Annotated in this window: 32 protein-coding genes; 17 read left to right on the top strand and 15 right to left on the bottom strand. The window is 46.5% G+C overall.

Annotation, left to right across the window (positions count from 1 at the left end):
* Positions 1-473 precede the first annotated feature (473 nt).
* Both P3C17_RS20490 and P3C17_RS20485 read left to right on the top strand, forming a co-directional pair.
* Entirely contained in the window at positions 474-1712 is a 1239-nt protein-coding gene (locus tag P3C17_RS20490) for a site-specific integrase (RefSeq protein WP_300931156.1), read from the top strand.
* 83 nt (positions 1713-1795) lie between these two features.
* Positions 1796-2659 carry a hypothetical protein gene (locus P3C17_RS20485; protein WP_300931155.1) on the top strand — a complete coding sequence of 288 codons (864 nt, stop codon included), beginning with the start codon at positions 1796-1798 and terminating at the stop codon, positions 2657-2659.
* Positions 2660-2917: 258 nt separating this feature from the next.
* Here P3C17_RS20485 and P3C17_RS20480 read toward each other — a convergent pair whose 3' ends face one another.
* The 12 genes from P3C17_RS20480 to P3C17_RS20425 are packed head-to-tail and all read right to left on the bottom strand — an operon-like array spanning position 2918 to position 11442.
* Entirely contained in the window at positions 2918-3379 is a 462-nt protein-coding gene (locus P3C17_RS20480; RefSeq protein WP_300931154.1) for a hypothetical protein, read from the bottom strand.
* Complete coding sequence (locus P3C17_RS20475) at positions 3379-5049, bottom strand: DEAD/DEAH box helicase (protein WP_300931153.1); 1671 nt, start codon at positions 5047-5049, stop codon at positions 3379-3381. Before P3C17_RS20475 ends, P3C17_RS20480 begins: the two co-directional genes overlap by 1 nt.
* Positions 5046-5423 (bottom strand): hypothetical protein, encoded by a 378-nt coding sequence (locus tag P3C17_RS20470; protein WP_300931152.1) that lies wholly within the window; start codon positions 5421-5423, stop codon positions 5046-5048. The genes P3C17_RS20475 and P3C17_RS20470 overlap by 4 nt, the downstream gene beginning before the upstream one ends.
* A complete protein-coding gene (locus P3C17_RS20465; protein ID WP_300931151.1) occupies positions 5420-5623 on the bottom strand; it encodes a hypothetical protein in 204 nt (67 codons plus the stop codon). Before P3C17_RS20465 ends, P3C17_RS20470 begins: the two co-directional genes overlap by 4 nt.
* Complete coding sequence (locus P3C17_RS20460) at positions 5620-7443, bottom strand: DNA cytosine methyltransferase (protein ID WP_300931150.1); 1824 nt, start codon at positions 7441-7443, stop codon at positions 5620-5622. Before P3C17_RS20460 ends, P3C17_RS20465 begins: the two co-directional genes overlap by 4 nt.
* Positions 7431-8279, bottom strand: a complete 849-nt coding sequence (locus tag P3C17_RS20455) for a DNA adenine methylase (RefSeq protein WP_300931149.1) — start codon at positions 8277-8279, stop codon at positions 7431-7433. The genes P3C17_RS20460 and P3C17_RS20455 overlap by 13 nt, the downstream gene beginning before the upstream one ends.
* Positions 8276-9301: a phage N-6-adenine-methyltransferase gene (locus P3C17_RS20450; protein ID WP_300931148.1), complete on the bottom strand. Its 1026-nt coding sequence runs from the start codon at positions 9299-9301 to the stop codon at positions 8276-8278. The genes P3C17_RS20455 and P3C17_RS20450 overlap by 4 nt, the downstream gene beginning before the upstream one ends.
* Entirely contained in the window at positions 9298-9510 is a 213-nt protein-coding gene (locus P3C17_RS20445) for a hypothetical protein (RefSeq protein ID WP_300931147.1), read from the bottom strand. Before P3C17_RS20445 ends, P3C17_RS20450 begins: the two co-directional genes overlap by 4 nt.
* Before the next feature lies 1 nt (position 9511).
* A complete protein-coding gene (locus P3C17_RS20440; RefSeq protein ID WP_300931146.1) occupies positions 9512-9889 on the bottom strand; it encodes a hypothetical protein in 378 nt (125 codons plus the stop codon).
* 2 nt (positions 9890-9891) lie between these two features.
* Positions 9892-10791, bottom strand: a complete 900-nt coding sequence (locus P3C17_RS20435; RefSeq protein WP_300931145.1) for a recombination-associated protein RdgC — start codon at positions 10789-10791, stop codon at positions 9892-9894.
* Positions 10781-11119 carry a hypothetical protein gene (locus P3C17_RS20430; RefSeq protein WP_300931144.1) on the bottom strand — a complete coding sequence of 113 codons (339 nt, stop codon included), beginning with the start codon at positions 11117-11119 and terminating at the stop codon, positions 10781-10783. Before P3C17_RS20430 ends, P3C17_RS20435 begins: the two co-directional genes overlap by 11 nt.
* Positions 11116-11442: a hypothetical protein gene (locus P3C17_RS20425; RefSeq protein ID WP_300931143.1), complete on the bottom strand. Its 327-nt coding sequence runs from the start codon at positions 11440-11442 to the stop codon at positions 11116-11118. Before P3C17_RS20425 ends, P3C17_RS20430 begins: the two co-directional genes overlap by 4 nt.
* Positions 11443-11756: 314 nt before the next feature.
* Here P3C17_RS20425 and P3C17_RS20420 point away from each other — a divergent pair, with 314 nt between their 5' ends.
* Genes P3C17_RS20420 through P3C17_RS20410 form a run of 3 tightly spaced genes read left to right on the top strand, consistent with a single transcriptional unit; the run spans position 11757 to position 12888 of the window.
* On the top strand, positions 11757-12038 hold the full coding sequence (locus tag P3C17_RS20420; protein WP_300931142.1) for a hypothetical protein: 282 nt from the start codon (positions 11757-11759) through the stop codon (positions 12036-12038).
* Positions 12039-12056: 18 nt separating this feature from the next.
* Positions 12057-12563 (top strand): hypothetical protein, encoded by a 507-nt coding sequence (locus P3C17_RS20415; protein WP_300931141.1) that lies wholly within the window; start codon positions 12057-12059, stop codon positions 12561-12563.
* Complete coding sequence (locus P3C17_RS20410) at positions 12556-12888, top strand: hypothetical protein (protein WP_300931140.1); 333 nt, start codon at positions 12556-12558, stop codon at positions 12886-12888. Before P3C17_RS20415 ends, P3C17_RS20410 begins: the two co-directional genes overlap by 8 nt.
* Here P3C17_RS20410 and P3C17_RS20405 read toward each other — a convergent pair whose 3' ends face one another.
* Positions 12889-13350 (bottom strand): hypothetical protein, encoded by a 462-nt coding sequence (locus P3C17_RS20405; protein WP_300931139.1) that lies wholly within the window; start codon positions 13348-13350, stop codon positions 12889-12891.
* 175 nt (positions 13351-13525) lie between these two features.
* Positions 13526-13912 carry an outer membrane protein assembly factor BamE gene (gene bamE / locus P3C17_RS20400; RefSeq protein WP_300931138.1) on the bottom strand — a complete coding sequence of 129 codons (387 nt, stop codon included), beginning with the start codon at positions 13910-13912 and terminating at the stop codon, positions 13526-13528.
* A 202-nt stretch (positions 13913-14114) separates the two neighbouring features.
* Here bamE and P3C17_RS20395 point away from each other — a divergent pair, with 202 nt between their 5' ends.
* A complete protein-coding gene (locus P3C17_RS20395) occupies positions 14115-14321 on the top strand; it encodes a hypothetical protein (RefSeq protein WP_300931137.1) in 207 nt (68 codons plus the stop codon).
* Positions 14322-15085: 764 nt separating this feature from the next.
* Here the strand turns inward: P3C17_RS20395 and P3C17_RS20390 are convergent.
* On the bottom strand, positions 15086-15397 hold the full coding sequence (locus P3C17_RS20390) for a hypothetical protein (RefSeq protein ID WP_300931136.1): 312 nt from the start codon (positions 15395-15397) through the stop codon (positions 15086-15088).
* A gap of 231 nt (positions 15398-15628) precedes the next feature.
* Here P3C17_RS20390 and P3C17_RS20385 point away from each other — a divergent pair, with 231 nt between their 5' ends.
* The 11 genes from P3C17_RS20385 (at position 15629) to P3C17_RS20335 (ending at position 22136) form a co-directional block, all read left to right on the top strand.
* Positions 15629-16360, top strand: a complete 732-nt coding sequence (locus tag P3C17_RS20385; protein ID WP_300931135.1) for a hypothetical protein — start codon at positions 15629-15631, stop codon at positions 16358-16360.
* A complete protein-coding gene (locus P3C17_RS20380) occupies positions 16357-17130 on the top strand; it encodes an ATP-binding protein (protein ID WP_300931134.1) in 774 nt (257 codons plus the stop codon). The genes P3C17_RS20385 and P3C17_RS20380 overlap by 4 nt, the downstream gene beginning before the upstream one ends.
* Positions 17131-17335: 205 nt before the next feature.
* Positions 17336-18550: a site-specific integrase gene (locus P3C17_RS20375; RefSeq protein WP_300931133.1), complete on the top strand. Its 1215-nt coding sequence runs from the start codon at positions 17336-17338 to the stop codon at positions 18548-18550.
* A 77-nt stretch (positions 18551-18627) separates the two neighbouring features.
* Entirely contained in the window at positions 18628-19101 is a 474-nt protein-coding gene (locus P3C17_RS20370) for a hypothetical protein (protein WP_300931132.1), read from the top strand.
* The gene (locus P3C17_RS20365) at positions 19079-19375 is read left to right on the top strand and encodes a hypothetical protein (RefSeq protein ID WP_300931131.1); all 297 of its coding nucleotides are present in this window, start codon (positions 19079-19081) and stop codon (positions 19373-19375) included. Before P3C17_RS20370 ends, P3C17_RS20365 begins: the two co-directional genes overlap by 23 nt.
* Positions 19368-19619, top strand: coding sequence for a helix-turn-helix transcriptional regulator (locus P3C17_RS20360; RefSeq protein ID WP_300931130.1), 252 nt, complete (start codon positions 19368-19370; stop codon positions 19617-19619). The genes P3C17_RS20365 and P3C17_RS20360 overlap by 8 nt, the downstream gene beginning before the upstream one ends.
* The gene (locus tag P3C17_RS20355; RefSeq protein WP_300931129.1) at positions 19616-19954 is read left to right on the top strand and encodes a hypothetical protein; all 339 of its coding nucleotides are present in this window, start codon (positions 19616-19618) and stop codon (positions 19952-19954) included. Before P3C17_RS20360 ends, P3C17_RS20355 begins: the two co-directional genes overlap by 4 nt.
* A gap of 175 nt (positions 19955-20129) precedes the next feature.
* Positions 20130-20663 (top strand): hypothetical protein, encoded by a 534-nt coding sequence (locus tag P3C17_RS20350; RefSeq protein WP_300931128.1) that lies wholly within the window; start codon positions 20130-20132, stop codon positions 20661-20663.
* Positions 20664-20832: 169 nt separating this feature from the next.
* The gene (locus P3C17_RS20345) at positions 20833-21312 is read left to right on the top strand and encodes a lysozyme (RefSeq protein WP_300931127.1); all 480 of its coding nucleotides are present in this window, start codon (positions 20833-20835) and stop codon (positions 21310-21312) included.
* The gene (locus tag P3C17_RS20340) at positions 21312-21791 is read left to right on the top strand and encodes a hypothetical protein (RefSeq protein ID WP_300931126.1); all 480 of its coding nucleotides are present in this window, start codon (positions 21312-21314) and stop codon (positions 21789-21791) included. The genes P3C17_RS20345 and P3C17_RS20340 overlap by 1 nt, the downstream gene beginning before the upstream one ends.
* 129 nt (positions 21792-21920) lie before the next feature.
* Entirely contained in the window at positions 21921-22136 is a 216-nt protein-coding gene (locus P3C17_RS20335; protein ID WP_300931125.1) for an HP1 family phage holin, read from the top strand.
* Positions 22137-22201: the final 65 nt, after the last annotated feature.

The raw sequence follows: 22201 nt of genomic DNA, 5'->3' as shown, positions 1-22201 counted from the left end.
GTCTGCTCGGTAAGCTATAAAACTTAAATAAAAAGCCGCCAGAGATATAGCTAAAGACAAAAGCGAAATATTTTCAGAACTCATTTTAATCTCACACTTTAAGTTTTCTGCGGTAATAAGCTAATGATGTCAGATTATAGCTTCTGTGAATATGGTCTTAGTTTTGCTATCATGCCGCTTGCAGGATAAATTTTGTGTACCAAGCTGTGTACCAAATGGCTCTTAGTGGGGGTCATCTACTGGCACGTAAGGCGCATAAAATCTGCATTATACCATTCAACAACGTGGCCCTTGGTATAAGTCCCCCTCTGTATTTCACCTGTTTTCGCATTAGTTCATAAACTTCCATGTAAGCCACGCCAATTCTGGTGTTTTCAGTGGTTTTCACTCTTTATCATTTCACACCTTTTCATTGATCTATCACTTACTATCAGACAAACTGTGTACCAAATGTGTACCAAATCGGCTTTAACATGGCACTCAGCGACACCAAACTACGAAGCATTAGCGGCAAACCTTACAATGGTCCAGCAGAAATAGCTGACCGTGATGGGTTGTCTGTCCGGATATCACCTAAGGGTTTGATCACGTTCCAGCGTCGGTATCGCTGGCAGGGCAGTCCTGTACGGATCCGGTTCGGTAATTACCCAGATCTCAGCTTAAGTGAAGCCAGAGAGCGTAACGCCGCTGCTAAACGCAATGCAGACAAAGGTATCGATCCTCGCTTCGAAAAGAAAATTGGTACACAACTCAACCTTGGCCCAGTGACAGTGCGAATGGCCATAGACTATTGGTTAACTGAGTACGTCGATAAAAACCTTAAATCAGCAGGCAAGGTGAGAAAGTTGTTTGTTAACCACGTTTACCCGTTCATGGGTGAAGTGCCGCTGGAGAAAACTGAAACCAGGCACTGGATCGCAATGTTCAAAGATATGAAAGGTGTTGATGGAGAGCATGCGTCAGTTCAGGCAGGTATATTGCTTAGTAAGTTGAAACAGGCTTTACGTTTTTGCCGGGTTCACCGTTTTGCTGACTGCAGGGCCTTAGATGATTTGCGAGTTGCAGATATTGGCAAAAAGGAGAGTGTAGGAGAGCGCCGGCTGGTCGATTCAGAACTGAAGCTTCTTTGGCCATATCTGCACGAAACCAATTTAATCGGTGCCAGAAATCGCTTGGTTACAATTCTTGTGCTTCTATACGGTTGTCGTACAGTTGAGCTACGCTCTTCACTGAAATCGGACTGGGATTTAAAAAACAGAGTCTGGACGGCTTCGGATACAAAAGCAGGCCATACCGTTCGCCGCCCAATACCGGAACCGTTCATGCCATATATTCAGCGTTTAATTGATTTTTTCCCCAACTCGCAATATTTGGTACCCGTTGAGGACGCTTACAACAATGGTAAAGATAAACCTGTCAGCGGCCAAAGCCTCGTAAACATCACCAACCGGATTTCTGAGCATCTTGGTTTAGCTACTTGGGGCCTGCACGACTGCCGCCGAACGTTAGACACTTCGTTGTCGGAACTCGGCATTCCGCCGTATATCATCGAAAAAATGCTTGGCCACAAGCTTGCTGGCGTAATGGCTGTGTACAACAAACACGATTATCTAAAGGATCAGGAACACGCTTACATTACCTGGTATAACCATTTGCAGCTTTTAAACAAAGAGCAGAATGTTGTTTCGTTCAAAATCAACCGAGCTTCATAGTTTGTTTGTAACACAGTTTAATTAGATTGTCTGTCTAAGTGCCTATCTGATATTTTGGGGAAAACAATTTTAAGGAGCCAGGTATGGCGGGTGACGGTGGTAAAAAAATTAACGTTTCAGAACCTGAGGGGCCAATCGATAGCATATTAAGCTATCTCAAAGAGCGAATAGAGTCCCCGTTTCTTATGTCCTTCGTGTTTTCATGGTGTATTTTCAACAGGGATTTTTTGTTTTATTTTTATCTTAGCACTGACCATTACGATTATAGACTGCTCGCAAATTGGGATTATAGTTTTTGGTTACCTTTGCTGGTCAGTGTTTTGTTAACTTTGTTTTTTAGCTCTGTTTCGTCACTTTTATCAGGGTGGCGATATTTTTTTCTGAAACACTGTATTTCTTTCACAAAGAGAAACAAAGATGGTTTTGACACAGTCTATGCTCAAAATATAGAGCAGATGAAATTGGAGAAACTGCAATCAGAATACGCTGACCTTGAACGAAATCGTGATTCTCTATTTGCAAAAGTAAATTCTACAAGAGAGCAATATGAGCGAGTTGATTCGCTAAAACTGACGATGAATTTAGGGGAGCTAACTGTCTTTCTTCGAGATGCAGCCAAATTCGCAATTTTATACAAAATTGGAAGTTTTTCTGATTCAAAAAAATCGTCAGAGGTTAAGGTATTACCAAACTCGATTATAAAAGTTGCGATTTTAGATAAAACTAATCCGAACATTGAGATACAGAGTTTTGAAGGGACTACTTTTGAATTCATGACCAATGAAACTTTTTTTGATTGGAATGACGCTGACTCGGTTGACTGTATAGGTCGATTGTTGGCTACCTTAGCAAAAGACAATAACGTAATCTGTAATCTCAATAAACTTGGTCGTGTCAGGTGTGCGCTGATTGAATCTGTTGTATACGAAGATAATTCAGTTGAGTGACCACTCAGCCGCTACGCGGCGGTGGTCTTAATCAAGTCATCCTGTTTTAGTCTTTTGTTCTTCCGGTTTTCTTCCTCCCAGGCTAGTAAGGTACTCTCCAGCCATTTATTTGGTCGACCATCAAAGTCGGCGAGTGGGAAAGGGATTCCGTAGTCGTTTGTTCTTTGCCGCCGCCATAGCGTAGTTTCACTCCAGCCATAACGTGTACACACTTGGCTGGTCGTTAAAACATTGTGTTGGTTTGTGGACTGAGACATCTTAACCCCCAAGGTTTGGCAATAGTGGCGGCATCTTGCCAGTGCGCTGCGCTTCATCAATTTCTGGCAGCAGGCGTTGGCCTACTGTCTGGCCACCTGGTAGCACCAGGTGAGCCATGAACTCTTCTTCAAATGTGGTGATCCCGGCTTCAACTGCTTCCAGCTTTGCTTTAACTACCAGCGAAAGGGCACGGTACTTTTGCTTACAGGCCTGTTCCCACTCTTTGAGTGCAACTGACTCAGTGCGGGCTCGGCCTGTTTCGGAAGTCCAGAACTGTCGGTCGGCTTTATCTGGCAGTGGCACAGTGATCCGCACTTGACGGCCAGACATAACAAAACCGATAACAGCGTATTGGCCTGTCTTTCCGTACATGAATTGATCGGCGCCGTATCTGGCCAACACCTTTTCAATTTCCAACAGGCTGGCTGTTTGGCTAACTTGTGTGTCTTTTGCGTAGGCCATTATGCTGACTCCTTAACTGCTGCATTGCGACTGGCAAGGTAGCGTTCGGCCAGCGCTTGAATACGGGTTTTATCTGAATGCCTGGCTTCAAGCTGTTTGCCCGGGTCTATAATGCCAGTGGCTTGAGATTGTTTCAGGCCCAGCAGTTCAACCATCGGCGGATCTGAACCTTCATCAGTATTCAGGTAAACAGCAGTGATCTGCTCTTGCTGGCCTTCACGGTCCAAACGACCAATGATTTGCTCATGCACTTTAGGGGACCAGTCCAACTCGCCAAACAGTACGGTTGAACAACGGAACTGCAGGCCATCAAGGCCAGCGCCACTTCGCAGCGACATAATGAAGATGTTGGTTTCACCTTCAACAAAACGGCGCTTGGCTTCGTTTTTCTGTGCTTCAGATTCGCTGCCTGTGTACATAACAGGTTTGAATCTGGCCAGCTCCTTCAGCCAAATGTCATACACATCACGGTGCCAGCCCATCAGCATAAACGGCACTCCGTTTTCAGCCAGAATGCTGGCGTAACGTGCAACGCTGAGAGCCTTTGATACTCCGGTTGCATGGCGCAACAGCAGGTCCAATTCACGGCCAGCGCGGCCACGCTCCATAAAGGAGCCAGACACTGTTTTAAGCGCCAGCTGCCTGGCTAATTCGTCGATAGATTTAATGGCTTTTTCGTCTGCTTCGACATGTTCAATGATCGAATTAATTGGCGGCATCTGTTGGCCAACATCACGCTTAGTGCGGCGTAGCATTACGTTTTGTTCACGCAGGTAAGAACCCAACGCCTCAGGGTCTGCTACTTGCTTGTCGTCCTTACACCATTCACGGGTAAATTCGTCAAACGATCCTAAAAGTGAGCTGTCCAGAAACTGCATGATGTTCCAGATTTCGGCGCCATAGTTGTAAATAGGTGTGGCTGATAGCCCTAATTTGTATTGTGATGAATCAGATAGTAGTTTTGCAGCTTCGCCTTTGCCGCTCTTGGTACCGGTCCGCAGTTCCTGTATTTCGTCATATGCTACGGTTTTAAAGAACCCATCAGAAAAGGTATCTATCCAACCCAGTAGCTGACTATAGCGGTACAGATAAACGTCTGCTGGTGGCAGGCTGTATGGTTTGGTACCTTTAATTTTGTGAACCTTTAACGTAGTGAAGCTTTCTATTTTCTCTTGCCACTGCGCCTGTAAATGGGTTTGCATAACGACTGCAGCAGGCACTGTACCAGCTTCAAGTAAAAGTCCGGCTGTGGTGTAGGTTTTGCCAAGGCCAACATCATCACCCAGCAAAAGAGCCAACCGCGCCAGCGTTAAGTCTATCGCTTGACCCTGATACTGCCGGATCTGTTGCCCTTCTTTTAACCCATGGCGATCTGCAGGCTTATAATCAGGCCGCAGTATTACTTCCATCCGAGCCTGGGTGTTTTCAAAACTAATCCGGCCATTGTTCAGGCTGATGCTATCGCTACCTGACATCTGCATGGGGTAGCGCTGCTGGAACCACGACAGATCAGCACAGTGAGCTGAGTCGTTGGGAAAGGTGAATTCGCCGGATTGCCATTTAGGGATCCGTGGGAATAAGTGTTTCAGTCTTATGGCTACATGAGGCGGAATGGCTGTCATGATCCATTTGTTATCCACCAGGCTTAACTTACCGTAAGTTTTTATCATAACCAGCCGGCTCCCATCGATGATACAAAAGCGGGTTTACCTTCAATAAGTGCAGGTAACTGCATTGCTGTTGCTGTCAGTAGAACCACTGCGTCCACAGATTCATGTTTTGCATAGCGCTCAAGTTGGCGATAGATCCGGATGCGCTGCGCTTTGGCCTTCAACTCTAAAGCAACTTTACAGCCGTCAATCGTCAGGTAAAAATCAACGATATCGCTATCAGACAAGCGTTTTTCACGAACGAATGAATAGCCACTTTCAGTAAGTGCGGTTTCTAACTGGCTCTGAGCTTTCTTTTCTACAGTTGCATCCAGCCTCTGGTTTGAAAGCCATACCAGCAGAACAGATACTGGTGTTGTTTTTTCCAAGCTCATACAGCACCCCACGGGAAAAGCCGGAATACAAAAAAGGCAGAGCCGACACAGATGGCGATCACGCCATAAAATGTCCAGCGTTCAATGCTACTCAGAAAACGCCTGCTTTGGCTGATGCGTGAGTACTTGTGCATCCATATAGCGATAGCGCCGGCTACTAACATCAATATCAGGGCCACAGCCCAAAGGAATATGATCATGCTGCTTGCTCCTGTTTGCTGGTGCATAGTTCTGGTAGGTTCGCCCGGGTTAGTGCTTCGGCAAATACAGGTGGGACGGCATTGCCACAGCGAGCCACCTGAACTTTTTTAGATACCTTGTTACCTTTGGCATCTTGGTCAATTTTGTAATTTGCAGGGAATGACGTTGCTAAAAACAGTTCATCAGGATCAACCATTCTCATGAAAAGGTCCGTCATTATTCTGTTGCCGACAGAGATAAACTGTTTGCGTGGCTCTGGGATAATTACCTTTTCTTCGTCGGGGCCATACATTTCCATAAAACGAGCAACCCACCAAGCATCGAGTCTTTGCTGTTCAGTTAGTGGAGGTATATCTAACTGGCAGTTAACAGCAGAAAACCTATCTCTGGTTGTAACTGTGCCGAGTGGGTCATCAACAGACTGGGCTACACTGGAACCATAATATTTGACGAGTAGTGAACGGATTTCACCGAAATGATTACCGCCTGCAGTGATGGTGTCTAAAGGCTGGTCTAGTGACTGGCCGAGATTAGTACCTTTCATCTTTATAATGTGGCCAAAGACTAACGATTGATGAGCAATCGGGTCGTCAGGTGTAGGTATTGGCACCAGAACTGGCGCTGCCACATAGCTGTGTTGAGTAGCACAAAGAGTATTCATTGGGCTCTCTAATGACTTTGGATTTCTGGCGTATGCGGGTCCACCTATACCCATAGCAAAAGGTGCAAGTTGTGCGTTCACCAATGCAAAGTGACCACCTTTAACCTGAGCGCATATAGTCCGCATCGGTTCATCTGCTGCCATATTTCTCTGATTGCTTGCATTAGCATGTTCAGTAAGGAAAGGCGCAAGACCAGGTTTAACAAGACCATGTGCATCATGGGCAGCGACTATCGTGTTAAATGGTTCATCAATAGACTGTCCTCTAAAATGGTCACCGCCATGGTTGCAGGTAACGATAAAAGGACGTTCAGCATCAATCACAAATCGTTTGGTTCCCTTCGCTATCCGTTTTAGAGTGTTAAGAGCCAACCATTTTGGACGATCGAAAATAGAGGTGATTGGCCGGCTGAAATCAATACACTCAGCTGCAGTTCTGTAAGGCAGTAGTTTGCCTGATTTAACATCTACGCTATTTGGTGCGCCGTGAGTTGGCTCTGGCCATACAACAGGCCGACCATCACAACGTGCCACCATAAACAGACGTTTGCGGATAGTTGGGGCGCCATAGTCACAGGCGCGCAGCTCTTTGTATTCTACTTTATAGCCGAGGCCTTTGATTAATGGAGTTGGATCATCGATACCCAACACATCACAACACTCAGCCAAGCCCGGGTGGTCCGGTGAAATACCGTTACTCAGGATTGCAACGAATGCTTCAAATGTTTCGCCTTTACGCTTAGGGCATGGGTAAGCACGGCCTTCAAGGTCGACAACAACAGGGCCCCACGTTTTGAACTCTTCGACGTTTTCAAGCATCAGCACTTTTGGCCGAACAAGCAGAGCCCAACGCACACCAATCCAGGCTAAACCACGGATCTCTTTGTTCACTGGCTTACCACCCTTAGCTTTCGAAAAGTGTTTGCAGTCCGGCGACAACCAACACAGATCAACAGGACGGCCAGCGGTTGCTTGCACCGGATCGACATCAAACACAGATTCGCAGTAGTGCAGGGTGTTCGGGTGATTGGCTGTGTGCATGGCAATGGCGTCAGGGTCGTGGTTGATTGCGATATCCACAGAGCGGCCGATTGCCATTTCAATACCTGTGCTGGCGCCACCGCCACCTGCGAAGTTATCTACGATTAAGCCGCGCATTGTTCTGCTTCCTTTTCTTTTGCCGCAACTGCAGCTGGGTTGATCCAAAGGCATTCAGTGCGTAAGCCAGTACCACGGCCAGCACTCATTCGGGCCGTTGTTTTACTCAACTGCCAGCCTGGTAATAAGTCGTTATAGAGTTCACTTTCATAGCCGCTGATGATGACCATGCCTTCCAGCTGCTTCAGGCCTGAAAGCAAAACCTCATGATCTGCCACTGTCATTTCGTGGCGGTAATAGCGGTTTCTGCTGCACCTGGTTTCTGGTAGATAGGGCGGATCAACGTAGTGCAAAGTGTCCGGCGTATCGTGCGCTTGCATTACCTGCAGAGCGTCACGGTTTTCAATCAGTACTCCGGCAAAGCGTTTACCAAGTTCAGCCATGTGATCTGGATACTCAGCCCAAAGGTGCATGGCGTTGCCGTATTTGCGTTTGGTGTCTGTTCTGAATCCGGTATTGCCTGCTGTTCCAGCTGCTACACCAAAACCCATAGTGGCCCGAACTACTACACGTCTGGCTCGTTCAATCCGGCAATCACCCTCATAGGCTTGGCAAGCCAGTACAAACTCTTCTCTGCTGTATGGCGTTAATCTGCAGGCCCGTTCCAACTTCTGGTTGGTAGCAGGGTCACGCAACACCTGAAAGAAGTTTACGATTTCAGAATCAAGGTCGTTATACACTTCAGAGTAAGAGGGCTCTTTGCGCAGCAGTACGCCTGCAGCACCGCCAAAGCATTCGACATAGCATCTGTGTGCCGGAAAGTGGCTAATCACCCAGGGAGCCAGTCGGAACTTTGCTCCGTGATAGCGCATTGCTGGTTTTTTTAATGTACTCATGCCGCATCACCTTGTAAGTGATCAGCAGCGACTTCCTTCAGAGTTGCCACTACAGCCTGAATAGCTTCTTCATTTGATTTACCGGAAAGGCGCAGCGCATTAGCCAGAGCGCACAACTCTGCATAGAAAGCGTCATTGGGTTCACAGGGGCATTGGTCTAGCGCTGATTCAACGAGCTCAGTGACTTCAATAGGCCAGGTGTCGTTTAATACAGGTAAAGCCGGTTCTGATGCATAGTTGGATTGATCTGATGCAATTTCAGTATGGTTTAATACGTTTTTGGCTTGTTCTGATGCAGTTTCTGGCTGTTTTGTTGCGCAAACTGAGGTTTCTGTTTCAGCTGGTGCTGATAAACGTACATCAGCAATCTGTTCAGCCCGGGCGTTGATCATGTCTAAAAGCATGCGGCCAGTTGTGAAAAGCTGGTCACGGCTTAAGCGCTCCACGGGGCGGCGTTCCAGTTTCCAGTCTTTATCCCAAATGATCACTGCACTGGCAAAACCGCTTGAGGCTGGTTTGTCTTTTTTCGGATCACGTGGCTTGTACCAGCTCGGTGCTTTGAAACCGATGCGACCAGCAATAAACTGGATAAAGTCAGCATCTTCAGGCCACCAGCCCTCAGACGTTGCCACTTTGACCAACAGCATGATTTTGGCGCCCTGGTCGCGTTGAGCCCGGCACCAATCCAGAATGTTCTCCATACCAGTAATTGGGTTGTTTTCGCTATCCACCTTAGGGATTGAATAAGGGGGATTACCAAATGCAGCACCACTTAACTGACGAAGGTCGCCGGCTAAATCTTGCTGCAGTGCGTTATCTGCGGCCGTGTAATAGTTCGCCACCAGTGCATTGCAGTCGTCTGCAAAAATATCCAGCACAATAGGGCCAATCTTTGGTGCGAAGGTGTAGAACAGGCCCCATGCTATTTCTGGTGGAGTTTCCCACTGGTCGCCAATTTGTTTTAATTCGTGGTCTGGCTGCTGCTGAAGAGTGGCCAGCGCCTGGGCATATGCATTTGTCATTGCTGAACTTCCTTTACTTCAATAGGCCAGCCGACCCAGCTCACACAGCTGCGGGATTCAACCAGGCGGCCATCATTTACACGGCGGGTAACCATTTCTTCAGCACAGTACTCAGCATGAGTCGTAGCAGGGCGAGGGTAGACGGCCATTACTATTACCGCGGCGAATCCGGCAATGCCGATGGCAACTAATAGGTCAGGGCGTTTCATCCTAAAACCCCTTCAACTGGTAATCTTGGCCCGGCACAAACTGCACATAACGCTGCACGGTTTTGCTGCGGCCTTTTTTGTCTTTCGATACTGCTGGTGCTTTGATAAACACAGCGCACCGGATAAAGCCTTCTTTCTCTGCCATGGCTATGTACTGCTCGCACGTAGTCGGCATGCTGTATTCGGGGCTGACGCGAATGGGGGGGGTAGACTCAAGCAGCTTTGCTAAAAGCTCAGCTTCGACCACCTCAACGGCCGGAACCTTGGTTTTACCCTTGGTTTCCTTTGCCTTCTTCTGCGCTTTACCGACAACCGCCAGAGCCAGCTTATGGGCCTTCTCTTTCACTTTTTTAGGGTCGATACCGAATACAGCGAACATGGTTAGGCCTCCGGTTTTAAGTTGGCCAGAAGGCAGGTAAGGGTTTGCTTGAACTGACCGGACATCAGAATAAAGTCGGCATCCAGGCGGCCTATCACATCGTCCCAGCCCAGTTCTTCGTTGTCGCTGCAAAGCAGGTCATGGAATTTAATGCCGGTTAAGCTGCCGTCATCACGTACGGTAAAGCTGATTTTTTCGTCCTGCTCTAACTGCAGCTGCGTAACCAGCTTGTCTTGCAGGTGGCTTTGCACTTCATCAGCAGATAGCAGGTGGTTGATAAACTTGGCCTGTGCGCCTTCTTCATCCGGTGCTTTCAGCACGGCCGAACTGCCCAGCGTAATACCTGCCGGCAACTCTTTACCCTGCAGCCAGAAGTACATCTGTTGGTTTAACTGGTGGTTGTCCAGAAGCGGCATGGCTGGTAGTGAGCCAAAGGCCTTACGCAGAAGTGCCAGAAACTCTTCAGCCGTAGCTGCACTTGCTGTATCAACAATCAGCATGCTGGTGCTGCGGTCGTAGTACGCAGTGGTTACAGTCGATTTACTGAAAGCACGTGGCAGCAGGGTCTGGATCAACTCTTCTTTTAAGGCCTGTTTTTCTTTGCGGCTAAGTGGCCGGCATTTTTCTTGCTCCATAGCTTCAACTTTCGGCGCCAGTTCTTCATTTACCACAGGTGCGGGCAACAGCTTTTCCTGCTTTTTAATACTGAACACCATCAAATCGCCCACCTGGTGGCAATACTCTTTAGTGCCCGGGTGCATTGCAAAGCAGAAGCCCAGCTTTAAAGCTTCCTGTGAAGTGCAGGGCGCAAACTTGAAGGCCGCTAAGGCCTGTTCAATTTGCTCAGCATCAGTAGATAAGGCCTCGGTAATGGCGTATAGCCTGGCGTTTTTAAACCACATAATTCTGCTCCTGTGTAACGGCAGATAAGCCAGCTCTTGCGCCTTGAGCTATCAGCCAGTTGATTGCTTTTGGTGAAGGCCTGTAAGCGCCTTCGTGTGATAACAGCCAGCCTGATTCAGCGAGTAGGTTGGTTTGGTAAACTGCCTGGGCGTGACTGTGGAAAACACCCAGGCGTTTAATAGCGCCAATCCCCATCACCGACTCAGGGTGAAAGCAGTTCTGGTCTATCAGGTAAATGGCTGTGCGTTGCAGCAGCGTCAGTTCTGAATCTGTCTGCACGGTAAAAACCGAAGTAGGGCATAGCTGTGCTGTTTGAACTGCGCTCATGCACCACCTCTTAAGAACTGGTGAACGTTGGCCAGCGTGCTGGTGCGCAATACAGTGCAGTGCGTCATATCGTTGTTGATATGCAGAGCAAAGCGCCCATCCGTGCCAATAGTGCCCATATGGTCCATGTAATTAGCCTGAAACTCAGGGCTTGGCAGGGCGCGTTTGATTTGATTCAGCAGACGTTGCTGCGAGGCCTTCACCTTTGGATCTTGGCTCACATCAACGTAGGTACTCATAAAGCAGCGGAAGCGCAGGCTTAACAAATGCAGCTCTTCCATTGCGTGTTTGCGGCGGTGGGTGGTTTTTGTTAAGACTGACATACAACCTCTCTTATTTGAGATAATACCGTTGGTTTTTGCTAAATATACGCAAATATCTCAAATGTGCAACAATAAAATCTCTAAAATGAGATAAATAGCTGTTTTTTGTCTCAGTCATGAGATAATATGGATGTTATTGAATGGTTTCAGAACGGAATTGAGATTTTTCTGAGCGAAAAATGTACTTTATTAATCATAGAGTTAACTAAAGTTAAAGAAATATCAGAAGTTTATGATGTGTTAGTGCTGGTAATCTTGTCTCTATACTGAAAAAATGAGATGTATTTAGGTCAACATCTTAAAAGGAAGTGTGTATGAGTTCAGTAAACGCAACTGGAATTAAAACTTCTGTATTAACAGAAGGTTCCGTATCAACAGCGGCTGCCACAGCATCTGTAAAAGCAGAAGGCCAAGTAAAGACGCAGGCAGTATCTGCGGCTGATAAAGTCACTATTAGTGAAGAAGCTCGATTGTTGTTGGAAAACGCTTCTGTTGATGACACTGGTATTGAGCCACCGAAAGCTACAACTCTTGATACTGGTATCGAGCCGCCGAAAGCTACGGCTCGTGATACTGGTATCGAGCCACCAAAATAAAACGTAAGGTGCATCGCGATGTGGGGTGAGGTACAAAATCTTTTGATGAGCATTAGCAGTCTGACTTGGGTTATCTACCTTGTCGCAGCATTCATTGCTTTCTTAGCTCTAAATAATGTTTCATACCGTATAGCTGTAGGTGTCTGGCTATTGTCAGACCTGGTAAAGGTTGCTGTAACCCCTGCGATGTACTCCCTTTCTGAGGTTAGCAAGGAGATGACCAGGCTGATTTGGTACCCGTCTTTTATGCTAATGAGCCTGGTATCGATTTACTTTTTATATTTTCTACACAAAAAGTTTAACGTAGAACCTGAACCCGAATCCAAGGAGCTTTTTTTGTGTGTATTTATGCTGTTGTGTTTCAACTGCATGAGGTTTTTTGATCGGGTAATTTTCAACTTTGATTTAACCGGCGATATTTATAAGTTCGGTATACCAGCATTAAAGATATTGGCCGCTGTTGCAATTTTTCGCCATATTTGGTCTATTTGGAAGCGCGAACAAGGAGTGTTTAAAATTGGATAATCTAGTAGTTACCGGTTTAGTAGTTTTAATTTTTATACTGAGTGCTTTCTTTGGGTATAGATTTTTCACTTTCCGTAAAATAGCCTTAAGATCTATAGAGGATATAGCTATAGAAAAGCTCAATTCACGAGCTCACTATATTGCCATAGAGCTCTTAAAGGTCTACGAAATGCCGAATGATATGCGAAAGGTCACTGAGCTAGAGCGCTGCAATCAGATGCTAAATGATTACGGTTATAGCTTTAAAACTGAAGTTGAAGAATTGCTGAAAAAAGACGCCGTAGAAGGCAAAGTAAACGTAGTCAGAATTTCTCGCTGGAACTAATTAACTGGTTTTACTGGTGAGTTCAGTCCCAGTCTTTACTACTTCGAAACCAGCATTCTTCATGCTATAGACTGAGAAGTCGACAAGTGTCTGCATCGAAACTTCATTGTTTAACTGAGCCCATCTCAGTTGAGACAGGTCAACAAACAATTTTGCAAACATCTGTTCTAATTTTTCATGCTGTAGTACTGGGGCTTGGATTTCCTTCTCAGCATTAAGCAGGTTCTCAGTAAGTAGATCAACCGCATTTAAATCTCCGAAACCATCTAATAACCGCAAGCCTCTTACAATCTCATCCAATTTATCTAGCCTTAGTGATGCGCCATTTTTAAAACGAGACAGCATCGATTTATCAATTTGGATACCATTTTGCTTGCATAGATCACTGAACGCTGTCGGCGCTAAGTCTAATTTCTTCAATATATCAGCTAAGTTTTTAGCAACTATATCCTGAGTATTCATTCAAATGGCCCGCGTAAAATGCCTGAGATCAAATGCAATCACTTTTGCAACGTGTATACAAACATACACGATAATATCTCTAAAATGAGATTTATTAAACCTGAATTTAATTATCTGATAATTAAATGCATAAAAAAGTCCCGCATTGCAGGACTTTTCTCTAGTTCGTTCGGAATTAGCCTGAAAACAAGCCGTGCTTTGACTCAACAGCAGATTCAGAGAGGATATAGTTTTTTACAGTTCCTTTGTCATCGAACAAAACAGTAAGTGTTTTTTGAATGCCTGAAGAAGAACTATAAGCCCAGGCTGTGTAGATAAAATAGCATGAAGCGTTGCAGCTTTGCTCTGTAAACACATACTTCCACATTTCATTGCCACTATCATGAAACGTTGCATCAAGAGGATCACCAAACGTTGCTCTGACTTCTGCTTTGGTGGTTACACCCTTTACCAGCTTACTTTCTATTGATGCTTGGTCTTCTTTACTTATCTTCTCGTTGCCTACGCTTGAACAACCGCAGAAGATAAAAGCAGCCGCCAAAAGTAACATTAGTTTTCTCATCAAACTCTCCTTTTTTTAGTTTTTACACGTGCAGATTTCCTACTTGCAACGCCTGAGTACTTTACCTCTATTTGATAAACACTGAAATACGTACCTATTTAAACTCTGATCACGTTTAGACATTACAGCTTAACTTGATGTTGCAAAAATGAGATATTGATCTTAATATCTATCCAAATATCTTAAAAGTGAGATTTTAGCCTTGAGCACCGATGAACTGAGACAGAGATTAATTGAAATTCATGCTGGTCGTGGAAAGCTAAAGGCCCTCTGTGAAAAAGCTAACGTCGAATACAAGAACGTATGGAAGTTCACAAGTGATGCCGTAAAGAAAATAGACCTCGATATAGCAACAAAACTGATTGCTGAACTTCAGCGCCAATCAGAAAAAGAGGATGAAGCGGCATGAATTCAACATCACCAGCAGCTGACTCACAGTTAACGGATCTAACCGTACCTCTGCAAAGCTTCACATTGGACGTTATTCAGCAGCGTACATGCAACTGGTGCGGCAAGCCTGTACCGGAATCTACTTTGTTTTGTGGCGACATCTGCAGGAACGAAAACGAGCAGCAAGTTCGACTGAACGGCGGTTTTTGATTACCGGCATCGGTAAGTGCTTTTGTAAGAGTGCTTACCGATGCTGGTGCTGGGGGCTGATAGCAGATGCCTCTGCCAGTCAAACCTTCGGTACTGCGTCAACCAATCAAACTCAGGTGACATTGGTGTTAATTCGTGTTGGCAGCTTGGAAAGACAAGCACGTTATTCGCCACTAATCCGGCTAAGCGCACGGGGATCATTAGATGGCCGACTATCCGACTGGTAATGATGTAACCAGTCACTGGGAGGCACCCAGGGTGGCGAATAACAAACACTTCGGCGAAAGCCGATAAGCCAGATAAGCGTTGCCGGATAGTAGCGGAGTGCTGGTTAGTTTTTAATTTCCTCAACTTAATGTAGGTAACCCTAATGAAATCGAGTAGAGCCCTACACCGTATATTCAGCCGAAAATGCACCATATTCTCCACCTGGTGTTCGTATCTGGTGTTTATGTTCGGCTTTGTGCCTATGTTCCCACCACAGTCCACATTATTAGCCTGGTTGTTCATTGCCGCTACAGTGGTGCTTTTAGTCTTTACGGCTGCGTGGGCATACCTGCTGGAGCAAAACCTTCAATTACTCGAGGGTGAGAAGTGATGTTCAGCCATATCAGCCAGAACCTGTCTGGCATCGTCGGGCATTGTCCACAAGTCAAACTCTTCAGACATAGCAAAGAGAATGTCAGCCTGCGTCATGGCTTGTATTTGGCCGCGCGTCCAGTGGTGCTTTTCCATCAGAAAGTAGTGAACAGCATTCAGGCCTGTGTGTTTTTCATAGCCTTGCAGTGTTGCGAGGTGATCGCCAAAAATCGCCAGCGTATAGCCAATACGGGCTTCTTCCAGCACTTTGCGGTAAAGGTCAAGGTAATAGGGTTTGCGGTCCATATGCGCCTCCAGTGTGCATTGGGCGGCAACCTGCAGAACGGCGGCAGGTACGACTGCCAGAAAAGCGAAAGGCCTGCGTCAACAGGCCTATCCAGAACACTAACCACTACGACGAGGTTTTAATGTCCATGGTTAAAAATGTAACTGAAAACCCCACAAACCGCAAGTGCGTTAGCTTGCAGGCGAGTATTTGATATGGCCAGAGCAAGGAATATAAAGCATGCGTTCTTTATGAACGACGATCTGGCAGAACATAACTGCGCTTTGGGTCGATTGTTCTTTATTGGTCTTTGGACTCTGGCCGATTACAAAGGCGATCTCGAATGGCGAGCGGCCAAGATTAAGGCTCAGCTTCTGCCGTACGACGATACTGATGTGAAAAAACTCGCGATTAATCTCGATAAATCTGGATTCATTCGGTTTTACTCGGATGGCGATAAAATTTACCTAAACATAGTGAATTTCGAGAAACATCAGAACCCGCATAAGAACGAGCGTGAAGGCGGTACTGATGTTCCAGGTTACAACGAATCAATGCGGCAAATTATTGATTTAAATACACTCACGATTAATCGCGATTTCTCTGGATTAATTCCAGAGCAAGACGGAACTGCTCCTGCTGATTCCTTGATCCTGAATCCTGATTCCTTATCCCTGAATCCAGAAGATTCTGCCAAACAACCGGAGGCTGAACCTCCGGAAAAACAAAAGCGTTTTATGCCCCCTACGGTTGATCAGGTGATTGCCTACATGCAGGAAATTAATTGGGGCAACCCGAGTGAGGCCACGAAGTTTGTTAACTACCACACTACCAAGGGTTGGGTTGTTGGTCGAACGAAAATGAAAGACTGGCAGGCCGCTCTGAGGTACTGGAGAGACAACTCTGCGACGCCACCAGTTTCGCAGCAAGGCCGTTTTCCGCAAACGTTTGATAACCAAGTTTACGAAGGGGGTGACCTATGAGCCATTTGAATTTTGTGTCGAGTGTTCCGGAAAAGCCAGAGCAAGGCCACTGCTCAAAACACGGTGCTTTTGATTTCAGGTACCAGGCTATGGGTGATCGGTTTGTTGTGCTTAGCGCTTGCAGCTTATGTGCTGCTGAGAGTACTGCTCTTCAGGTAAAAATTGACGAGCAAAACGCTGCTAAAGCTGCGAGGGCAAGACTGGAACGCAGCAGGATCGAAGCTGGAGTTTCGCCGCGCTACTCCCAAGTTACATTTGCTGATTACAGGGTTGATACACAAGACCACGCTCAGGCTCTGCAGGAAGCCATGGATTTTACTCAGCGCATTAAAAACGGTGGCAATGGCAACTTGATCCTGAGTGGTCGGGTAGGTACGGGCAAAACCATGCTGGCCAGCGCCATGTTGAACGAATTGATGCCTCAGAAAAAGTGCCGGCTAGCTACGTTAAGCGGCCTGGTACGAGAGTTAAAGGATTGTTGGGGAAAAGGCGCAGCTATGTCTGAAAGTATGCTGCTGAAACAGCTGAGCGAACTTGATTTACTGATCATTGATGAAGTTGGCCAGCAGCGCGGTACCGAAACAGAAATTCTGTTTGTGTTCGACATTATCGACGGTCGCTACAAAAACATGTTGCCCACGGTGCTGATCAGCAACCTGGATAGAACAGGCATCCGCGAAGCTATTGGCGATAGGGCGTTTGACCGCTTACGTCAGGACGGAGGCAAAGTAGTTGCGTTTAACTGGGGCAGCATGCGGAGTGCCATTTGACCTTTGTGAATTTAGCTGCGGATCCGGCTTTAGCAGAGGCTGAGGCAGTAAACAAAGTGGCCTGTTTGTGGTTACACCATGAAAGGCAAAGAATGATGAGCCCACAGGCCATTGAAGCAAAGTTAAGGGCAATGCCGCCGTTAGAGCTCAGGCAGATGATGGCAGCATTAGAACGAAACAAAACGAAGTTTGAGCAGGGGTACTGATGCAGTCTTTATCTGTCGTTATATCTGATGCAGCTATCACCCGGCATGCAGCTGATGCTGATGTTGGCGAACTGCGTGATCAGCGTCAGCCCCTTGCGCTTCGGTACCGTTCTGGCCGTCAAAAGGCCACCTGGTACTTAGTGCAGTATCAAAACCGGATCAAGATACGTCACCGCCTTGGCTACTGGCCAACACTGAAAACCAAAGATGTTGTGGCAATGGTACCGGATGTACTGAGCAAGTTAAGTGCTGGCCAGACAGTGAAAACAGGCACCTTTGAAACTGTTGGTCAGTTGCTGGAGTGGTACCGCGACAGAACGGCCAAGGAAGTTACGAAATCGCCAGAATGGCGCAGAGCGGTAGAAAGTGCGATTGACGCTCATTTAATGCCGCTGCTTGGCACTTTGCCTGTTGGCCAGTTGACTAAAGCGGTGCTTGATACTCAGCTGATCCTGCCTTTGGTTAACTCTGATTTAAAACCGTCAACGATGCGCAAGTATTGGGGAACCTTAAAGACGGCCGTAAAGCTGGCTGCAAAGCTTGAGTTGCTGTCGGCTGACTATATGGCGGGAATGAAGTTTGTTGACCATGTAACGAAGCGGATCAAGCCGAAGGAAAGCCGGTTGCGTGTCACCAGTTTGCCGCTGGTGTGGGAGCAGTTGCAACGTGCTGCCGTGGATGGTTGGGCGCTGGTGTGGCTAATGCTGCTGTTTGGTACCCGCATTGGTGAGACCCGGCAATTGCGATGGTCTTACATCGATTTTACTGCAGGCATGCTGGCAATACCCGCCGAGATCACAAAGACCGATGTAACTCATGTTCTACCTATCACCGCACTGGCTAAAGAGTTTCTGGATAAGTTCAGGAGTATTCGCGAGTCATTCGGCATTTATTCCGATGTTCTATTTCCTGCTGGTACCGAGGCAATCAGTAGCCAGGCAGCACAGAAGCATATTCAGCTGGTAAGCAAAGGCAAATGGTCGGCCCACGATTTACGCAAAATGGCCCGTTCTGCATGGGCAGAGTTGGGCATTGATTACTGGATGGCCGAGCGCTTGCTGAACCATAAGCCTAAGGGATTGGATGCGGTGTACATCAAAACCGAGGCGTTATCTGAGCGGTTAAAAGCGGTGAATGTGTATCACGATTGGCTGATAAAACAGGGTTTAAATGTAGGCATAGTGCAGGCATTGAAAAAAGCAGTGAATGCTTAGCGGCCTTTGCTGGCAAGCGTTCCAGAGAATTCAGATTTTTCAGCTGTGGAAACATGCAGCTAACAAAAAAGGGGTAAATGATGCTGGTTGTAGGTATTGATCCGGACACCAAAAAGCACGGTGTTGCTGTAGTAAAGGCCGGCATCATTCAGCAGCTTTACACATTGGGCAATAAGTCGCTGATTGAGCTTCTGACCGACCTGGCACGGCAGCACCAACTGCGGATCAAGCTGGAAGATATCAACGCTTTTAAACCAGTGATCCAGCGAGCAGGGCAAAGCCGAAACCAAATGATGAAGATTGCTCAGAACATTGGCGCTGTGAAATATGCGGCTGAGCTTTTGCTGCAGGAACTTGCAGCAGTTGGTTTCACCGTTGAAATGGTTTTGCCATTACAGGGCGCCAGAAGCGGTAAACGGTATAAGTCAGATGCGTTTAACCGGCTAACTGGCTGGCATGGCAAAAGTAATGCGGATAATCGGGATGCGGCCATGATAGCTCTGTATGGTCAGCCGAAAGGAGGTGTCAGTGGCATTTTCACCGGCAACTGATCTGCAGCAGCTGGCCCTGCTATTTATAGCCACTTTTGGCAATGTGTTCCTGTTGGGTTTAAGCAGTCAGTTTGTTCGCGATCAGAAAATTGCACTGGCCTTTACCATCAGCTGGGGGATCACCTGGTGCCAGTTCCTGTTCGCCCGGATCTCAGCTAACACGACAGACGCTGATATGGCACTGTTCGTCAGTGGTTGGGGTGGCTCACTGGGCATTGTTGCAAGCATCCTGTTTTATCGTTGGTATCAGGCGAGGGTTGAGCGCCATGGTTAAAGAACGGGCCAATTTGCATGGTGGTTCGATAATCCGAGCGGCCAGAAAGCACAGAGGGTTAACACAAGATTGTGTTGCTGGACTTTATGGTGTGACTTCAAGGACCATCAAGAACTGGGAAAACAAGCACAGTGAGCCAACATTTGGCACCGTTCAGGCTATTTGCGAAGATGTTTGTAGAGTTGAGCTTATTGACGCCATCAGCATGGCTTTTGATGAACAAGAAAAACAGGTGGCAGCATGACCCTAAAAGAAGCACAGGCCCTGCTCAGAGCATGGGGAAAGTTCTGGAGAAGTAAGGAGTATGGTACCGGATATGGTGCTACATCTATCACTTATCAGATGATGCAAACTGGTCTTTTAGGGCAGGCAGGTAAATCTACTAAGCATTTGTTTAGTCATTTAAGCGATTCACTAAGCGTACCTAATTGGGTTCAGGAAATAGATTTTGTGATAAAATATCTAACAATCGAAGAAAAAAAAGTTATCCACTCTTTTTATGTCAAGAACGTAAAACCACCGCAATATTCTGATGTGATTCTTCAAAGGTTAGAAATTAAGTTAGCAGCTTTGTTGTAATTTATATAAGAGGTACCTGATGATAAGGAATTCACTGTTTAGTTTTAGTAGTCTGGCTGCCTTGGCGCCTTTGAGCTTAGCTGTATCTGTTTTCTATGACCTCGTTTATTTTCGTGTTTTTGGTTTAAGTCTAAGTGTAATACCCTCGTCTTTAAATTCACATTTCAAGAGTGCTTTGGATTTTGTAGTTTACGCAGTAGGCATGGTTTTCTTAGTAGTTTTGGCTTCAACCATCTTAGAAAATAACGAAAGAAAAATGGAAAATGCTATTGAAAATCATAGTGATAGTTGGGTTCATTTTTTGAAGGAACATGCTACTACCCTTATTTCGGCAGTATTATGTTTCGTTATTGCAACTGTTTCACCGAAGTGGCAAACAAATATTTTATACATATTCGCCTGTCATCAGTTTGTATTTTTTTTGCTCGTAGCGGGCAAGATCCGTCTTAGAAACGAGTTTGGTTCGACGGGACTAATATGGACCCATACGTTATTGACATTTGCGACGTTGCTGACTGCTTTCTCTGTCTATTCGGCTTTATCAATCAAAAATGAGACAGGACGTAGTCACATTACATTGGCCACATGTCAACAATGCTATCTAATGAGAGTTTACGATGATTTTTTTATGTTTTGGGATGCTAGTGATAGAACTGTAAAGGTAGTATCCAAAAATGAGATAAAAACACTAACAATACCTGTAAAGTGAAAATTTTTGCCTGTTTTTACCCTTAAAAATAGAGTACTTTTATCTAAGCTGGTCGGAAATGACTCAGTAGGAACCCGCTCACAAGGCGGGTTTTTTGTTGTCCCAATTTCAGTTAGCCTGTTGATTTAGCCCCAAGCGTTTGCCTGGGGCTTTTTTATTGGTGGATGCCATGAAAAGCCTGAAAGGTGCATTGTTAGCCGCTGGTATCAGTGGTGCTGTTGCTCTATCAGGTGCTGTACTTATTGCTCCGCACGAAGGCAAGGTGAACGAAGTCTATTTAGACCCGGCCAACATACTAACCAGCTGCTATGGCCATACAGGCAAAGAGCTAAAGCCAGGCATGAAGTTCAGTGATGACCAATGCCTGCAGCAGTTAGCAGGTGACTTGGTAGAGCACAACAAACAGCTTTTGTCTGTGGTGAAAGTACCGTTATCTGAAGGTGAGCACGCGGCTTATCTGTCGTTCGTGTACAACGTTGGCATTGGCCAGTTCCGCAAATCAACGATGCTGGGAAACCTGAACGAAGGTTTTCGGGTATCTGCATGCAACCAGCTGATGCGCTGGATTTACATCAAAGGCAAAGAGTCCAACGGATTACGCACACGCCGTGCTGCTGAGCGAAAGATGTGCCTCAAGGACTTACAATAATGAAGATGATGACACGTGCGTTAATTGCGGCGGCGGCTTTGGCTATTGGCTTGGGTATGGCTGTTGTTGTGCTTGATTCAGAGCTGACAGCACAGAACGCTGTTGTAGATAAGCAGGTTATTCAGCTTGCTAACAAGAAGCTTGAAGTGGATGGCCTGACCTCTGAAGTTAAAAATCTGAATGACCAGGCTCAGGCTGCAGTAAATGAACAATTGCTGGTTGCGGGCCTGAATACAGAGCACCAGCAATCAGAAACACAGATCAACGAACAGCACCAGGCTGTGATGATTAACAGTAACGAACTGAAGGTATCCGAACATGATCCTACACGCACGTGGGCTAACGCTGCTTTGCCTGATGCTGCTGGCCAGTTGCTCTACCAGTCCAGTCGAAGTGCGCACGGTCACGGTGACAAAGACAGTAACAGTGCTGCCACCGTCAAACTTTCTGCAATCGGGCTGCGCACTGCGGCCCTTTAACGGTACAACCAATCACGATCACCTGCAGTACACGCTGCAACTGATCACCGATATCAAGTTATGCGATACGGATGTGCAGCGATACCGCAAGTGGCGGGAGGCTCAAGTATGCAAACAGGACACAGAATCATGTCAGACAAAGCCGTGACATTTGCAAGCTATACCACTTCTGGAGGTTCGTTCTTTGTCGGCGCACTTAGCTTATCAGAGTGGGCAGCTATTGCTGGCATCATCGGTGTTGCTGCTACCTGGGGCCTGAACTACTGGGTGCAGAGTCGTCGCCTCAAGATGGAAGAGCGCGAGCATCAGGCCCGCATGGCCCAGCTTGAGAAGGGCAAGCCATGAAGGGTAGCAAAATCAACGATTTAAAAAAGGTACTGTGCCGCACCCCCTCGATCGCTGCGGGTGCG

The organism is Rheinheimera sp. 1928-s, assembly GCF_029269265.1.
GTDB lineage: Bacteria > Pseudomonadota > Gammaproteobacteria > Enterobacterales > Alteromonadaceae > Pararheinheimera.
This window is presented reverse-complemented; position numbering and strand designations above follow the sequence as displayed.

Coding starts and splice junctions, on each gene's coding strand:
- P3C17_RS20490 (WP_300931156.1), top strand. CDS start 474: ATGGCACTCAGCGACACCAAACTACGAAGCATTAGCGGCAAACCTTAC.
- P3C17_RS20485 (WP_300931155.1), top strand. CDS start 1,796: ATGGCGGGTGACGGTGGTAAAAAAATTAACGTTTCAGAACCTGAGGGG.
- P3C17_RS20480 (WP_300931154.1), bottom strand. CDS start 3,379: ATGGCCTACGCAAAAGACACACAAGTTAGCCAAACAGCCAGCCTGTTG.
- P3C17_RS20475 (WP_300931153.1), bottom strand. CDS start 5,049: ATGATAAAAACTTACGGTAAGTTAAGCCTGGTGGATAACAAATGGATC.
- P3C17_RS20470 (WP_300931152.1), bottom strand. CDS start 5,423: ATGAGCTTGGAAAAAACAACACCAGTATCTGTTCTGCTGGTATGGCTT.
- P3C17_RS20465 (WP_300931151.1), bottom strand. CDS start 5,623: ATGATCATATTCCTTTGGGCTGTGGCCCTGATATTGATGTTAGTAGCC.
- P3C17_RS20460 (WP_300931150.1), bottom strand. CDS start 7,443: ATGCGCGGCTTAATCGTAGATAACTTCGCAGGTGGCGGTGGCGCCAGC.
- P3C17_RS20455 (WP_300931149.1), bottom strand. CDS start 8,279: ATGAGTACATTAAAAAAACCAGCAATGCGCTATCACGGAGCAAAGTTC.
- P3C17_RS20450 (WP_300931148.1), bottom strand. CDS start 9,301: ATGACAAATGCATATGCCCAGGCGCTGGCCACTCTTCAGCAGCAGCCA.
- P3C17_RS20445 (WP_300931147.1), bottom strand. CDS start 9,510: ATGAAACGCCCTGACCTATTAGTTGCCATCGGCATTGCCGGATTCGCC.
- P3C17_RS20440 (WP_300931146.1), bottom strand. CDS start 9,889: ATGTTCGCTGTATTCGGTATCGACCCTAAAAAAGTGAAAGAGAAGGCC.
- P3C17_RS20435 (WP_300931145.1), bottom strand. CDS start 10,791: ATGTGGTTTAAAAACGCCAGGCTATACGCCATTACCGAGGCCTTATCT.
- P3C17_RS20430 (WP_300931144.1), bottom strand. CDS start 11,119: ATGAGCGCAGTTCAAACAGCACAGCTATGCCCTACTTCGGTTTTTACC.
- P3C17_RS20425 (WP_300931143.1), bottom strand. CDS start 11,442: ATGTCAGTCTTAACAAAAACCACCCACCGCCGCAAACACGCAATGGAA.
- P3C17_RS20420 (WP_300931142.1), top strand. CDS start 11,757: ATGAGTTCAGTAAACGCAACTGGAATTAAAACTTCTGTATTAACAGAA.
- P3C17_RS20415 (WP_300931141.1), top strand. CDS start 12,057: ATGTGGGGTGAGGTACAAAATCTTTTGATGAGCATTAGCAGTCTGACT.
- P3C17_RS20405 (WP_300931139.1), bottom strand. CDS start 13,350: ATGAATACTCAGGATATAGTTGCTAAAAACTTAGCTGATATATTGAAG.
- bamE (WP_300931138.1), bottom strand. CDS start 13,912: ATGAGAAAACTAATGTTACTTTTGGCGGCTGCTTTTATCTTCTGCGGT.
- P3C17_RS20390 (WP_300931136.1), bottom strand. CDS start 15,397: ATGGACCGCAAACCCTATTACCTTGACCTTTACCGCAAAGTGCTGGAA.
- P3C17_RS20385 (WP_300931135.1), top strand. CDS start 15,629: ATGAACGACGATCTGGCAGAACATAACTGCGCTTTGGGTCGATTGTTC.
- P3C17_RS20380 (WP_300931134.1), top strand. CDS start 16,357: ATGAGCCATTTGAATTTTGTGTCGAGTGTTCCGGAAAAGCCAGAGCAA.
- P3C17_RS20375 (WP_300931133.1), top strand. CDS start 17,336: ATGCAGTCTTTATCTGTCGTTATATCTGATGCAGCTATCACCCGGCAT.
- P3C17_RS20370 (WP_300931132.1), top strand. CDS start 18,628: ATGATGCTGGTTGTAGGTATTGATCCGGACACCAAAAAGCACGGTGTT.
- P3C17_RS20360 (WP_300931130.1), top strand. CDS start 19,368: ATGGTTAAAGAACGGGCCAATTTGCATGGTGGTTCGATAATCCGAGCG.
- P3C17_RS20355 (WP_300931129.1), top strand. CDS start 19,616: ATGACCCTAAAAGAAGCACAGGCCCTGCTCAGAGCATGGGGAAAGTTC.
- P3C17_RS20345 (WP_300931127.1), top strand. CDS start 20,833: ATGAAAAGCCTGAAAGGTGCATTGTTAGCCGCTGGTATCAGTGGTGCT.
- P3C17_RS20340 (WP_300931126.1), top strand. CDS start 21,312: ATGAAGATGATGACACGTGCGTTAATTGCGGCGGCGGCTTTGGCTATT.
- P3C17_RS20335 (WP_300931125.1), top strand. CDS start 21,921: ATGTCAGACAAAGCCGTGACATTTGCAAGCTATACCACTTCTGGAGGT.